The organism is Pseudomonas sp. NFX224 (genome assembly GCF_048565165.1).
Lineage (GTDB): Bacteria > Pseudomonadota > Gammaproteobacteria > Pseudomonadales > Pseudomonadaceae > Aquipseudomonas.
Map to the genome: position 1 here is coordinate 657496 of NZ_CP183416.1, position 13702 is coordinate 671197.

The 13702-nt window shown below is 61.4% G+C and carries 13 protein-coding genes; 8 read left to right on the forward strand and 5 right to left on the reverse strand.

The window, feature by feature from the left end:
- The first annotated feature begins 240 nt into the window (after positions 1-240).
- The 4 genes from ACNYC6_RS02805 to ACNYC6_RS02820 all read left to right on the forward strand — a co-directional run bounded on the left by ACNYC6_RS02805 (position 241) and on the right by ACNYC6_RS02820 (position 6904).
- Complete coding sequence (locus ACNYC6_RS02805) at positions 241-4317, forward strand: molybdopterin-dependent oxidoreductase (protein WP_419710977.1); 4077 nt, start codon at positions 241-243, stop codon at positions 4315-4317.
- 281 nt (positions 4318-4598) lie between these two features.
- Positions 4599-5228 carry a hypothetical protein gene (locus ACNYC6_RS02810; RefSeq protein WP_419710978.1) on the forward strand — a complete coding sequence of 210 codons (630 nt, stop codon included), beginning with the start codon at positions 4599-4601 and terminating at the stop codon, positions 5226-5228.
- 19 nt (positions 5229-5247) lie between these two features.
- Entirely contained in the window at positions 5248-5895 is a 648-nt protein-coding gene (locus ACNYC6_RS02815; protein WP_419710979.1) for a helix-turn-helix transcriptional regulator, read from the forward strand.
- Between the two features lie 148 nt (positions 5896-6043).
- Entirely contained in the window at positions 6044-6904 is an 861-nt protein-coding gene (locus tag ACNYC6_RS02820; protein ID WP_419710980.1) for a CAP domain-containing protein, read from the forward strand.
- Positions 6905-6935: 31 nt separating this feature from the next.
- Here ACNYC6_RS02820 and ACNYC6_RS02825 read toward each other — a convergent pair whose 3' ends face one another.
- Positions 6936-7946 (reverse strand): GlxA family transcriptional regulator, encoded by a 1011-nt coding sequence (locus tag ACNYC6_RS02825; RefSeq protein WP_419710981.1) that lies wholly within the window; start codon positions 7944-7946, stop codon positions 6936-6938.
- A gap of 164 nt (positions 7947-8110) precedes the next feature.
- Positions 8111-8734, reverse strand: coding sequence for an NIPSNAP family protein (locus ACNYC6_RS02830; protein WP_419710982.1), 624 nt, complete (start codon positions 8732-8734; stop codon positions 8111-8113).
- Between the two features lie 243 nt (positions 8735-8977).
- On the opposite strand from ACNYC6_RS02830, the gene ACNYC6_RS02835 reads away from it, so the two are divergent.
- On the forward strand, positions 8978-9379 hold the full coding sequence (locus ACNYC6_RS02835) for a GFA family protein (RefSeq protein ID WP_419710983.1): 402 nt from the start codon (positions 8978-8980) through the stop codon (positions 9377-9379).
- A gap of 5 nt (positions 9380-9384) precedes the next feature.
- On the opposite strand, the gene ACNYC6_RS02840 is transcribed toward ACNYC6_RS02835, so the two are convergent.
- Together ACNYC6_RS02840 and ACNYC6_RS02845 are read right to left on the reverse strand one after the other, a co-directional pair.
- Entirely contained in the window at positions 9385-10014 is a 630-nt protein-coding gene (locus ACNYC6_RS02840; RefSeq protein WP_419710984.1) for a glutamine cyclotransferase, read from the reverse strand.
- A 36-nt stretch (positions 10015-10050) separates the two neighbouring features.
- Entirely contained in the window at positions 10051-11271 is a 1221-nt protein-coding gene (locus ACNYC6_RS02845; RefSeq protein ID WP_419710985.1) for a helix-turn-helix domain-containing protein, read from the reverse strand.
- A 169-nt stretch (positions 11272-11440) separates the two neighbouring features.
- On the opposite strand from ACNYC6_RS02845, the gene ACNYC6_RS02850 reads away from it, so the two are divergent.
- A complete protein-coding gene (locus ACNYC6_RS02850) occupies positions 11441-11635 on the forward strand; it encodes a DUF2024 family protein (protein ID WP_419710986.1) in 195 nt (64 codons plus the stop codon).
- A gap of 4 nt (positions 11636-11639) precedes the next feature.
- Positions 11640-11918, forward strand: a complete 279-nt coding sequence (locus tag ACNYC6_RS02855) for a Rho-binding antiterminator (RefSeq protein ID WP_419710987.1) — start codon at positions 11640-11642, stop codon at positions 11916-11918.
- A gap of 8 nt (positions 11919-11926) precedes the next feature.
- On the opposite strand, the gene ACNYC6_RS02860 is transcribed toward ACNYC6_RS02855, so the two are convergent.
- Positions 11927-12676 (reverse strand): SDR family oxidoreductase, encoded by a 750-nt coding sequence (locus ACNYC6_RS02860; RefSeq protein ID WP_419710988.1) that lies wholly within the window; start codon positions 12674-12676, stop codon positions 11927-11929.
- 100 nt (positions 12677-12776) lie between these two features.
- Here ACNYC6_RS02860 and ACNYC6_RS02865 point away from each other — a divergent pair, with 100 nt between their 5' ends.
- Positions 12777-13673: a LysR family transcriptional regulator gene (locus ACNYC6_RS02865; RefSeq protein ID WP_419710989.1), complete on the forward strand. Its 897-nt coding sequence runs from the start codon at positions 12777-12779 to the stop codon at positions 13671-13673.
- Positions 13674-13702: the final 29 nt, after the last annotated feature.

Here is a 13702-nt window from a genome sequence, read left to right on the forward strand (position 1 = left end):
GAACCTCGCAATAAAAAAGTGCACATCGCGGTTGTTCTGTCACTGCTCACCACCTCCAAAGCCCCGAAAGCAAGGCCTCGCCGGTTCTGGCCCGCTTCTTGCAAACACCCGTTACGCAGTCAACGCTGATTGCACCCTATACGACAAAGGCGCCGTGTAGCCCCCGTTTCGACGGAGGGCCGCATGGCGCCTTTTGCGTTTGCGAACCGATCAGGTGTGACAGAGTTTCGAGGGACGAGGATGGCCGACAAAACCGTACGCAGCGTTTGCCCCTATTGTGGCGTGGGCTGCGGCATCGTCATGCAGGTCGAAGGCAACCGGGTGGTCAAGGTCTCCGGAGACAAGACGCACCCGACCAACTTTGGTCGGCTCTGCACCAAAGGCACGACCTGCGGGCAAGCGATTGCCGACTCCGGACGGATGGAAAACGCCTACCTGCGCCAGGCGCGTGACCGCGACCCGGTGCGGGTCGCCATGGACCAGGCCATCAGCGAAACCGCCAGCAGACTGCGTGACATCCTCGACCTCCACGGGCCTGATGCGTTGGCCTTTTATGTGTCGGGACAGATGTCGCTGGAAGCCCAATACCTGGTCAACAAACTGGCCAAGGGCTTTGTCCGCACGAACAACATCGAGTCCAACTCGCGCCTGTGCATGGCCAGCGCGGGCAGCGGTTACAAGCTCTCGCTGGGTTCCGACGGACCACCCGGTTCCTATGAGGATTTCGACCGCGCGAACCTGTTCTTCGTGACCGGCGCCAACATGGCCGACTGTCACCCGATCCTGTTTTTGCGCATGATGGACCGGGTCAAGGCCGGGGCCAGACTGATCGTGGTCGATCCTCGACGCAGCGCCACGGCAGACAAGGCCGGCCTGTTCCTGCAAATTCGTCCCGGCACCGATTTGGCGCTGCTCAATGGTTTGTTGCATCTGCTGGTGAAAAACGGCCACACCGATCCGGACTTCATCGCCTCGTTCACCGAGGGCTGGGAAGCGATGCCCGGGTTCCTCGAAGACTACGCACCGGACAAGGTCGCCGCCCTTACCGGTCTCGCCGAAGCCGACATTCGCCAGGCGGCGCAATGGATCGGTGAAGCCGCCGAGTGGATGAGCTGCTGGACGATGGGGCTCAACCAAAGCACCCACGGCACCTGGAACACCAATGCCCTGTGCAACCTGCATTTGGCCACCGGCGCGATCTGCCGGCCCGGCAGCGGCCCGTTCTCCCTGACCGGCCAACCGAATGCCATGGGCGGTCGGGAAATGGGCTACATGGGTCCAGGCCTGCCCGGTCAGCGTTCGGCACTGGTCGAGGCTGACCGGGCGTTCATCGAGGACATGTGGCACATCCCCGCCGACAGCTTGCCGCGCACGGTGGGCGCAGGCACCGTGGACATGTTCGAGCAAATGGCCGCTGGCCGGATCAAGGCCTGCTGGATCATCTGCACCAACCCGGTGGCATCGGTGCCCAACCGGCGCAAAGTGATCGAAGGCTTGCAGGCCGCCGAACTGGTCATCACCCAGGACGCCTATCTCGATACCGAGACCAACCGCTACGCCGACATCCTCCTGCCCGGCGCACTGTGGGCCGAGGCCGAAGGCGTGATGATCAATTCCGAGCGCAACCTGACGCTGATGCAACAAGCCGTGGAGGCGCCCGGCGAAGCACTGGCCGACTGGCAGATCATTGCCCGGGTCGCGTGTGAAATGGGCTTCGCCGAGGCTTTCACCTACAGCTGCGCCTCCGAGGTGTTCGACGAGATCAAACAGGCCTGGAATCCCAAGACCGGTTATGACATCCGTGGCGCGAGTTACACGCGCCTGCGGGAAAAACCGCTGCAATGGCCGTGCGCGGAAAACGATGCCGAGGACCGCCATCCGATTCGTTACCTGAACAACGGCGTGAGCCAGTCACTCAAGGTCGAGGCCGATGGCAGCCGTCCCGCGATCGTCTTCGCCACCGAGCGCGGCAAAGGCATATTCCTCGCCCGCCCGCACATGCCGCCGGCGGAAATGCCGGATGAAGCGTTCCCCTTTGTCCTCAACACCGGGCGCTTGCAGCACCAGTGGCACACCCTGACCAAGACCGGCAAAGTCGCGACCCTGAACAAGCTGAACCCCGGTCCCTTCGTCGAGCTGCATCCGGAAGATGCCGCCAGCCTCGGCATTCGTGATAAGGACCACGTCGAAGTCCGCTCACAACGTGGCCGCGCCGTATTGCCGGCCGTGATCACCGACCGGGTGCGCCAGGGCAACTGCTTTGCGCCTTTCCACTGGAACGATGTGTTCGGGGAAAACCTCGCGATCAACGCGGTGACCCACGACGCGGTCGACCCGATTTCGCTGCAGCCTGAATTCAAGTTTTGCGCCGTCGCCCTGCAACGGGTGGAGCTGATCGAGCACCAGTTTCTTGAAATGCCGGAACCTGCCGCTCACAACCTGTCCCCCTTACCTGAGGAGCCCGTCATGTCGAGTATCGAAGCCTTTGCCGATATCGCCGGCATCAGTCGCCTGCCCTCTCCTGCGCTCAATGACCGTGAGCGGCTTTATCTGGCCGGTTTTGTCAGTGGCCTGCAGTCCACGGCAGGCCGGCAGGAGCTCGGTGTTCCGGTGCTGCCTGCCAACGCGCCGCTGGCGGCCGACACGCGGCTTTGGCTGGACGGTGTGCTGGGTGGTTTGTTCAGCCGCATGGATAGCGCCGAAGCGACACCGTCAGCGGTCAACAGCCAACCGGCCCTGACACTGTTGTGGGCCTCGCAAACAGGCAATGCCGAAGCCCTGGCCGAACGTTTTGCCGCACGCTTGCGCGAAAGTGGAATCGCGGTCGAGCTGAGCGCGATGGCTGACTTCCCCGCGAGCAAACTCGCCAGCACGCAAACCCTGGCCCTGATCAGCAGCACCTTCGGCGACGGCGATGCGCCGGACAATGGCGAAGGTTTCTGGCAAACCCTGAGCCATGCCGAAACACGCCTGGAGTCCCTGCGATATGCGGTGCTGGCGCTGGGCGATCCTAACTATGACCAGTTCTGCCAGCACGGCAAAAAACTCGATCTGCGTCTCCAGGAATTGGGTGCAACGCGGCTGCTGGAACGGGTCGATTGCGATACCGAATTCGAAGCGTGCGCGGACCAGTGGCTGGCCGATCTTCAGAAAACACTGCAACCGGTAACGGTCGAACCGGCACCGAGTGTTGTCGTCAGCCCGGTCGCGACGCCGTGCAAGGCCAAGCCTTTTGCCTCTCGCCTGCTGAGCAACCTGCACCTGAACCAGCAGAGCGCGAACAAGGAAACCCGCATGTTTTCCCTGGCGCTGGCCGATTCCGGGTTGAGCTATGAAGCAGGCGATGCCTTGGGCGTATTGCCGCGCAACTGCCCGGAACTGGTCGGCGAAATGCTGCAACTGACGAGCCTTGGCGCCGACACGTTGGTCAAGGTCGACAAGGTCGGTGAACTGCCATTGCATCAGGCATTGACTGAACACTTTGAAATCGCCCGGCCCAACAGCGACACCCTGGCGTTCATCGCCGAACGCAGCCGCAACCCGGCGTTGAAACAGCTGCTGGGCAGTGAGCGCAAGGCTGAGCTGAAAGACTGGCTCTGGGGCCGGCAACTGGCGGACGTGTTGCAGGAGTTTCCGGTCGACTGCTCAGCCAGTGAACTACTCGGCACCCTCAAGCGCCTGCAACCACGGCTGTATTCGATCGCCTCCAGCCCCAAGGCACACCCGCAGGAAGTCCATCTCACCGTGGCCGCCGTGCGCTACGGTAAACGCAAAGGCGTGTCCTCGACCTTCCTCGCCGACCGCGCGCAGAGCGCAGACGTGCCGGTGTTCGTCCAGCCGTCGAAGCACTTTCGCCCACCGGCGGATGGCAACCTGCCGATGATCATGGTCGGCCCCGGCACCGGCGTGGCGCCGTTCCGCGCCTTCCTGCAAGAACGCCGCGCACGGGGTGACAGCGGCAAGAACTGGCTGTTCTTCGGCGAGCAACACGCCGCCAGTGATTTCTACTATCGAGATGAACTGCAAGGCATGCAGCGCGATGGCCTGCTGACAGAACTCAGCCTGGCGTTCTCCCGCGATCAGACGCAGAAAATCTACGTGCAGGACCGCATCCGCGAACAGGGTGCCGAGTTGTGGCATTGGCTACAGGAAGGTGCGCAGTTGTACATCTGCGGCGATGCCAGCTGCATGGCCAAGGATGTCGACCAGGCCCTGCGCCGGGTCGCGCAGGATCACGGTGGATTGTGCACGGAGGGCGCTGCGGATTACTGGCGTCAGTTGAGTGAGCAGAAGCGTTATTTGCGGGATGTTTACTGAGAACTCGTGCGAGCGAACCTGCTTGCGATGGTGTGTCAATCGCATCGTTGTCGACTGATAGTCCATCGGGCAAACTCCGACGCTGGCGATTCGGGGCAAACACGATCCGTTCTTCATCCCGCCGGGCGCAGGTGGATACGGGTGTATCCGCCTGCAACACCCTCATTCAATTCACCTGTGAAAACGACCGCTAATCCGAGATTTTGCCATTTTTCAATAAAAACATATCTGTATGCTTAAATTGATATTGTCGAACGTTCCCATTACACGAGGGTGCCGTCATGAATATCAAAACCCTGGCTTTGATCCTGCTGGCCTTCTGTGCGCAACCGGCCTGGAGCCAGACGCCAGCCGCGTCTCCCGCCGCTGCCGACAGCGCCGCGCTGACCACGCGTCTGGCGTTGCGCGATTTGTGGGTCGAGCATATTTTCTGGATCAGAAACTATGCGCAGGCCAACCAGTCCGCCGACCAGAAGCAAGCCAAAGTCGCGGCTGATCAGGTGGTCGATAACGCGACCAGAATCGCCAACAGTATCGCCCCGCTCTACGGCCAACCGGCGGCCGATCAACTGCTCAAGTTGCTTGCCGGTCATTGGGGCGCGGTGAAACACTACAGCGACGCCACGGTCGCCAAGGACGCGAAGGGCAAGCAGGCCGCCGTGACCGAGTTGACCAGCAATGCCAGGGCGATTGCAGCGTTTCTGGCCGGTGCCAACCCGAATCTGCCGGAAGCGACGCTGGTGAATTTACTGTCGGCCCACGGTGGTCATCACATCGCGCAGATCGATGAGTTCGCCGCTCACGACTACGCTGGAGAAGCGCGCACCTGGTCGATGATGCGCACGCATATCCTGGCGCTGGCCGATGCTCTGACTGCCGCACTGGTCAAGCAATTCCCCGACAAGTTCTGACATCGCGCGAGGACACTCAATGCTGGAAGGACTGGGCCGAACACAGCAGGACTTGCTCAACGCGCTGCTGCACCATGCCAGTGGCATGAGCATTGACGAGTTGGCCGAGCACCTGGCGGTCACGCGCACGGCGATTCGCCAACACCTGGCGGCGCTGGAGCGTGACGGCCTGGTGCTGCGCGGCGAAACCCGCCCGACGGGGCGGCGACCAGAGCAGTTGTATCGGCTCACCGACCACGCCAAGGAGCAATTTCCCCGCCAGTATCAGTTGCTCGCCAGTGCACTGATCGATGAAGTGGCCGACATCATCGGCCCCGAGGCGCTGGCGACGCTGATGCGCAACCTGGGTCGCAAACTCGCCCTGGACCGCGAACATCAAGTTGTCGATGAAACGAAGATCGTGCAGCACATGAATCAAGCGGGTTATGAAGCCGAGGTGTTTTTTCGCTCGCCCGGTGATGCGCAAATCGTCGCGCACAACTGCGTGTTCCATCGTCTGGCCGCGGCACACCCGGTGGTCTGTGAACTGGATCTAGCGCTGATCGGCGCGTTGGGCGGTGGTGAGGTCGATCACACCGAGTGCATGGTTCGCGGTGGCCATGTCTGTCGATTCCAATTACGGCGGGTGGAATCTGCGCAACATGTTGAACCCGCTGAAGAGCGTTGAAACGCTCCCCTCAAGTACGTCCGTCGGACACACGCCCGTATCCACAAATAAACCCTCGCGCCCCGTGAACCTTGTTTCTGGGCGCCAGTCTTAGACCGGCGATTCCACTTCCTCCTATCGTTGTCATCTCATCAGAGCTGTCCGCACCATGCGCCAAACCGCCCTCGCCTTGCGCTTCACTTCGCTGTGCCTGTTGACCTCGCTTACTCTTTTCGCCAGCCCCGCCCACGCTGGCGCGGAGCGAGAACTGGTGGAAGCCATCAACGATTATCGAGCCCACCCGGAAAACTGTGCGCGGCGTCCCGCCCAACGCCTGTCGCCGCTGGCACTGAAGTCCAATCTGGCGCTGCCCATAGGTTATGGCGGCGGTTTGCGGGAGCGATTGAAAGATTCGGGGTATCAGGCGGTGGCCGTGCGTTCTGTCCGAGTGGTGGGTGCGCAGGATGCTGAAGAGGCTTTCGAACTGTTGGTGGAGGACCACTGCGCCGCGTTACTCGATGGTCAGTACGCCGACATTGGTGTCAGTCGCCGTGGCGGTGAGTGGCAAGTGGTGCTGGCGCAGCCGGTGCTGGACCGTCAGATGAGCGACACACGCAGCGTCGGCAAGACCTTGCTGGCACAGGTCAACGCCGCCCGCGCCAAACCGCGAATGTGCGGTCGCCAGCGTTTCGCCGCCGCCCGGCCCTTGGCCTGGAACGCGAGCCTTGGCGCCGCCGCGCAAGGGCACAGTAAAGCAATGGCCTACGGCAACTATTTCGCTCACCGCGACCCCGATGGTGACACCCCGGCCGACCGCGCAAGAGCGGCGGGTTTCCGTGGCCGGCAGATCGGTGAAAACATCGCCGCCGGCCAAGGCTCACCGAACAAGGCAATGGCTGGATGGCTCGCCAGTCCAGGGCATTGCGCCAACCTGATGAATCCGATGTTCACCCAGGTCGGTGCGGGTTATGCGACCGAGGCGCGCAGTGATGAAGGGGTTTACTGGACGATGTTGTTCGGGGCGAAATGATTGGCCTGATTCGCCACACCTCATCAGGCGGCTATTTGACCAGGCGGGTTTCCCTGGACGGTCGATAGCCGAAATAGGCGCTGTAGCACTTGCTGAAATGGCTCGGTGAAACGAAACCACAGGCAACCGAGACTTCAACGATGGTCAACGTGGTGTGCTGCAGCAATCGGCGGGCTTCGGTGATCCGCAAGTCCATGTAATAGCGCTGGGGTGTCGTCCCCAGCTGCTCTTTGAACAGACGCTCGATCTGCCGGCGGGAACGGCCGGCGTAGAGACAGAGTGCGTCCATCTCCAGCGGCTCCTCCAGATTGGCATCCATGAGATTGACCACTTCCCGCAACGGACCACAAACCGACACATTGAGCGTGGGTTTGATGCGCCGGTAACGCGAAGCTTCAAACGCCAGAATGTCTTCGATGCCGTCCGTCAGCGCTTTGTCGTGCAAGCCCTTGATCCACTCAAGCGCCATGTAAAACGCGCCATTTGGACTGGACGCCGTCAGACGGTCGCGATCAACAACATAGGCTTCGCTGGTGACCTGGGCCAGTTTGGCGATTTCCGCCAGCGCGGGACGGTGTTCCGGGTGAACCGCACAACGATAGCCGTCCAGCAAACCGGCTCGCCCGAGAAACCAGGCGCCATTCCACACGCCAGCCAACTTGACGCCCAGTTCGGCGGCGCTGATCAAGAGATTGATCAGCGTGTCGTCGGCCTTGAGGGCCGTGCGGTAACCACCGCAAACGACCAACAGGTCCAGGTCTTGAATCGCGGCATGACTGAGGCAAGCATCGGGACGAATGACCAACCCCAAATCGCTGATCACTTCCCCTTTCGTCAAACCGAACGTCTTCGTGGAAAACAGTTCAGGCCGCAGCAGATTGGCGGTGATAATCGTATCGAGTGCCTGGGTAAACGCCGGCAACGAGAAATGCTCCAGCAGCAAGAAGCCTGCCCGGGCCTTTACTGATTGGCCCTCATGCTCATTGAGGTAGCGAAGGTTTTTACCCTTCATGGCACCGCTGAACTGACGTCGCTCTACCAACGCTCGCCTCGCCTGGTCGTGTTCATTGGGTGTGATTCAACGCCTTTTCATGCATCAAAAAACACGCGCCTGCGGATGCTGGGCGCGTGCACTGTTTACGCCTGTTGAAACCCGTGAGCAAGTGGGTCTTCAATCGGCAGCAGACTATGGCGTTCAGCACCCCATCATTGCAAAGGCGAAAACGTCGCGGGCAAGTAAATCGTCGAGCGCATGTCGCGCAGTTGCGGGCCGGAGTTTTCCGGCGGCCAGACACCATCGGCCACCGCCTCGGCGCGTACTCGTTGGCGCTGTTCCAATGAAGCCCACGGCCAGATATGCAGATAGCGCGGCAGCGAGCCGTCGGTGGCGTAGAACGCCGCATACACCGGCGAATACTGCTCGGCGGTTCGCGGCTCGATGGCGTTGCTCCAGCCATCGAGGGTGGGCTGCAAGCCGCTGCTGACCAGATCGTAGACGCGCAGCTCGTAGTACGGGCCATGTTTGCCGGCGCTCAAAGGCTCGAGAAAGGGAAACAATGTGTAGTTTTCGATGCGCAGATCGGTGATGAATTCGTTGATACCGAACGCCTCGCCGCTCAACAAAAAGCGCTCGCGCTCGGCTTGCCTGACACGTTCATCTTCATAGCCGCGCAGCACGGCAATCTGGTTCAACTGCCCAATCTCCGAAGCCCAGCAACCCATCAACGTTCCACCGACATCCGGGCGATCCAGCGCAGCCTCGATTCGCAGCAGTGCATCGGCGACGGTCCGCACACGCACCGTCAAGGTAATCAGTTCAAAAAAACGCATAACGACTCCGGTAATGATCAGCCAGGGCACAGCCTATGCCAGCGTCCGGGGTCGAGATATTGAGAGGAACAGCCGCGCGCTAGGTGATTTCTTTATCGACGGGGGGGTTGGCCTTTCCAACTGTTCACGGTTTGTGGGCTAGTGCAGCGCTTTGGATATCGTGGAACTGGCCACGTTCAGGTATTCGCCAGACCCGATGCTGGCCCGCTACAGTGGCGCGACATTTTCAGGAAAACATTGAACATGGATGCTCTGCACCAAGGCAGCTGCCTTTGCGGCACCGTCAAATACTCTGTATCAACCGAGCTGAAAGCCCTCACTCACTGCCACTGCAACATGTGCCAAAAAGGCCATGGCGCTGCGTTCGCCTCGTATGCGAGTGCTCCTGCGTCGACGGTTTCCATCGTGGCCGGTACACAGATGCTCAAGGGTTATGAGTCGTCGAAGGGAGTCTTGCGTCAGTTCTGTTGCAACTGCGGCTCTTCGCTGTTCTGGTCTGATGCAAAGGGTGCCTTTTCGCAGTGGATATCGATTGCCATCGCTACACTGGACTCTCCGTGCTCGCCGACAAAGCAAAAACATGCCTGCGTTGGCTCAAAAGCGGGTTGGTACGCGATTGAAGATCGACATCCACAAACGGACTGAGTCATTCAGGGCCGACGTACCGCCCTCACCTTTCCACTACCGCCACCGCCGCAGAAAAACCGCTCGCCGCCGTCCGACTCAAGCCCCGAAACACCGATTCCGGCCGGCAGCTTGAGACTCTCCAGCACCTCACCGGTTTTCGCGTCGACGCGGCGCAGTTCGCTCTCATCGCCCTCCCACGTGCCATGCCAGAGCGAGTCCTCGACGAAGGTCACGCCCGTGACAAAGCGGTTCGATTCGAGGGTTCGCAGGATCTTGCCGCTCTGCGGGTCGATCTGGTGAATCTTGCGCTCGCGGTACTGCCCCACCCACAGAGAGCCCTCTGCCCATGTCATCCCGGAGTCGTTACCTGCGCCGGGGGCCGGAATGGTGGAGAGCACGCGCCCGGTTTGCGGATCGATTTTCTGGATGCGGTCTTCGGCAATCTGGAACAGATGCTTGCCATCGAATGCAGTGCCGGCGTGGGCGGCGACATCCAGCGTACGCACCGTTGCGCCGCTCGATGGGTCCAGGACGAGGAGCTTTCCAGTGGTGGCAAACCAGACGTTTTCACCATCCCAGGTAACGCCATGCACATCGTCGACACCTTCAAAAGGGCCATATTCACGGAGGATTTCAGCGGCTGACTGTTTCATCTCGGTATTCCTCGAAAGGGGTTGGTGGCGTTCATCCTAGCCACCGGGCAGCGGAACCGGGAGTAACAAGGTCGTCGCGAAACCTGGCACCGGTGGTGTCATCCAGCGCCGCGACCGTCCCTGCCCGAACGACTGCACCTTGCCCTGCGCAGCCAGTGTTTCGAGTACCCGCTGCACGCTGCGCTGGCTGCTGCCCAGCACCAGGGCAAGCGCCGAACTCGACCAGGCTTCACCGTCGACGAGCAACGCGAAGACCGCTGCATGTTTTTCTTCGACCGGTGGCGTGAGCAAGACAACGTCGGGGCAAACCTGTGTGACCAGGGTAAAGCCGCGCTGGGTGGCGATCACGTTGGCCAAGGGTTTGAGCGCGGCGCGCAATCGGCCGATTTCGACCCGCAATCGGGCGCGATGGGACTCATCGCTGAGCGTCAGGCGAAAGGCCCGGGCGACGAGGGTTTCCCGCGGCACATCGGCCGGCCAGGCTTCGGCCAGTGTCCGTACGAGGCTGAACAACACCGGCCGCTTCGACAGCGAAACCGACATGCCTGCGCCGCGTACCGCATAACGACAGGCATCGACCACCAGCGACGTCGAGTCAAGCAGGGCCTGCACGTCGTCGAGCAGCAAGGACCGCGATTCTCCATCGCTGATCAAATGTGCGGCGGGACTGTTAAGCATCCGCAACGCGTTTTCGACTTCCGCCACCAACGCGGGAATAGCCGACTGCTGCGCGGCGAGTTCGGCCCGGGCAAGCGCAGCCCGGGCAGCCTGCGAATGCAAGTGGCGCATGGCGATCCCCGCCGCGACCAGTTCATGGGTGGCCCGCAATGACGGCGGTAACGGTGAAGGGTCGAGTTGCGCGAGTTGTTCCTGCGCCTCATCCAGTTGCCCGATCAGCAACTGACGACGGATTTGCAGATACCGCGCGTGTGCCGCGTTCACCCAATCACCCTGACTCTCCAGCGTGACCCGCGCCACATCGAGTGCTTTTACCGGCCAGCCGAGGTCCCGTGAGGCCAGCGCGATCTCGGCTTCGGCGACGATGCAACGTGCGCGGGCCAGCGTTTCTTTCGGCCCGAACGCCCGAGCCGCCCGACGCACCAACGCCCTGGCCCGCACCAGATCGCCCAGCTGCGCCATCGCAATCCCGCGCAGCGCCAGCGCCGGGGCATCGTCGCGCAACGCAACCCGGTCCAGCGCGCCAAGCGGATCCCCCGCTGCCAGCGCCTGGGCGGCGGCGGTGATCAGCGAGTCCATCGCAGGCCTGTCATGGGAATCAGTCCCTCGTCGGATAGTCGTCTTGAGTCTATCTCAGGGAATCTGATGCTCCCGACAAATCAGCCCCACTTCCCTGGGCTCCAGTGGCTCCTGAGTCAAGCTGCAAAAAAACCGCTGCACCCAAGATGGCCGTTATCTGCATTTCGATGTGCTGATCGAGAACAGCGGCGAACTGGCAAAGTCTTACGCTCGTCGCTTCCTTGAAGAACAGGGTGTTCAGGACGAAGATATTGCCCAGGACCGCTGCCAGTTCTGCCCCGTAGAACCGGGTCATCCGCAAGTGGCGGCGGCCATCAGTGAACAAGGCTATTTCATCCTCAAACTGCAAGGTTGCCAGGAGTAATGCGATGAACACGTATCAACCCATGAACTGCGACTTGTACGACTATTTGGAGGTCGCCTGCATGCGCGGTTATCGACTGGATGTTGAGTTGAAGGACGGCACGCGGCTGGAGGCAAAGGCGCTGGATACGCGCACCTCCAGTGAAAAGGAAGAGTTCTTGCGCCTGGAAACGGCCAACGGCCAACAGGAGATCCGCCTGGATCAACTGCTGGCCATCACACCGCTGGACGCCAATGCGCAGTTCGCACGGGTGACCTTCACCGATGCCGTTTGCACGTTCTGAGGCAGGGATCAGACCAGCGACATGCCGCCGTCCACGTGCAACTCAATGCCGTTGACGAACGAACTGTCGCTGGACGCCAGGTACAGCGCCGCTTGCGCCAGTTCATCGGCGTCGCCCAGTCGACCGGCAGGAATCATGTCCGCCATCATCTGTTCAAACCCGGGACGGTCTGCTTGCGAAACGCCCAGTTTGCCGATGATCGCCGTATCGACCGGGCCGGGGCTCAGCACGTTCACGCGTATGCGCCGTGCGCGAAGCTCCAGCGCCCAATTGCGCGCAAACGCAGCGATGGCCGCTTTTGAACCGGCATACACCGCATGCCCGTCGAGCACTTTTGTGGCGGCCAGGGAGCTGGTCAAAATGATGCTGCTGCCGTCGCGCAACAACGGCACGATCGACTGCACACCGAAAAACACGCCACGGGTGTTGATGTTGAATTGCGCGTCGAACTCGTCGGGCGTGACCTTATGGGAAGGCGTCAGGGTGATGACCCCGGCGTTGGCCATGTAGATATCCAGCGCACCGAAGCGCGCCCTGACTTGCTCGGCCACCTCGGCGTGGTGCTCGAGGCTGGCGACATCGCCCTTGATGCCAATGGCGCCGTGACCGATGTGGCGAACGGCGTCGTCCAGCACCTCTTGCCGACGCGCCGTGATAATCACCTGCGCCCCCTCTTTGGCGAACAGGCACGCCGAGGCCAGACCAATGCCGCTGTTGCCGCCGGTAATCACCGCGACCTTTCCTTGAAGACGTTGCATCTGCTGACTCCGCTTGTTGAAGGAGCGCAGTATTATGTCGCGCGCCCCAACGCCAACCAGTCCAGAAAAAGGCACATCAGTTGTGCTCCGGAGTCACAAGATGCCCAGCCTGTTGAACCAGTCGGCCAGCCTGATTGCCTTCGTCCGCGCAGTAGAAGCCGGGTCGTTCAGCGCCGCGGCGCGCAACGCCGGGACCACGCCTTCGGCCATTTCCAAAAGCATCGCCCGACTGGAAGCAGAGCTGAATGCCAAGCTGTTTCGCCGCTCCACGCGGATGCTCAGCCTCACACCCGAGGGGCAGGCATTTTTCGAGCGTATGGCGCCGCTGTTGCAAGCCATCGATGATTCGGCCGATGCGCTGCGCCACACCGGCGGCGCGCGCGGTCACTTGCGGGTGAGCATGCCCAGCGACCTCGGACGTTTGCTGATGCCGAGAATCCATTCGGAGTTCCTCAGCGATCACCCCGAAGTGGGGCTGGACCTGACCTTGCTCGATCACCACGTCGACCTGATTCGCGAAGGCTACGACGTGATTTTCCGCGCAGGCACGCTCGCTGACAGTGACCTGAAAAGCCGCACCCTCGCCCGCCTCGACATGGCGCTGGTGGCCTCCCCGGCATTCCTGCGCGAATGGGGTAACCCGCGCACTGTCGAGGAGCTGCGCGAACTGCCCTTCGTGCGCTATCAGTTGAGGGGGCGAACCCTGCCCATTGTCTTTGCCGACGGTGAAACCCTGGTGCCACGAGGACGCATCGGCCCGGACTCGGGATTCGGCCTGCGTACCGGCGCGTTGGGCGACATGGGGGTCGCCTACTTGATGAAATGCACGGTGCAGCAAGACCTGGATTCCGGGGCGTTGATGCATGTGTTGCCCGACCACCCGCTGCCGGTGCTGGCGATTCATTCGCTGCATGCCTTCGGTGCGCTGACGCCGATCCGGATCAAGCTTTTTGCAGATTTTGTGCAGCAGGAGTTGTTACGGCTAGGCGGGCGCTAACAAACAAGTCATACGATCTCTTTGGCTTT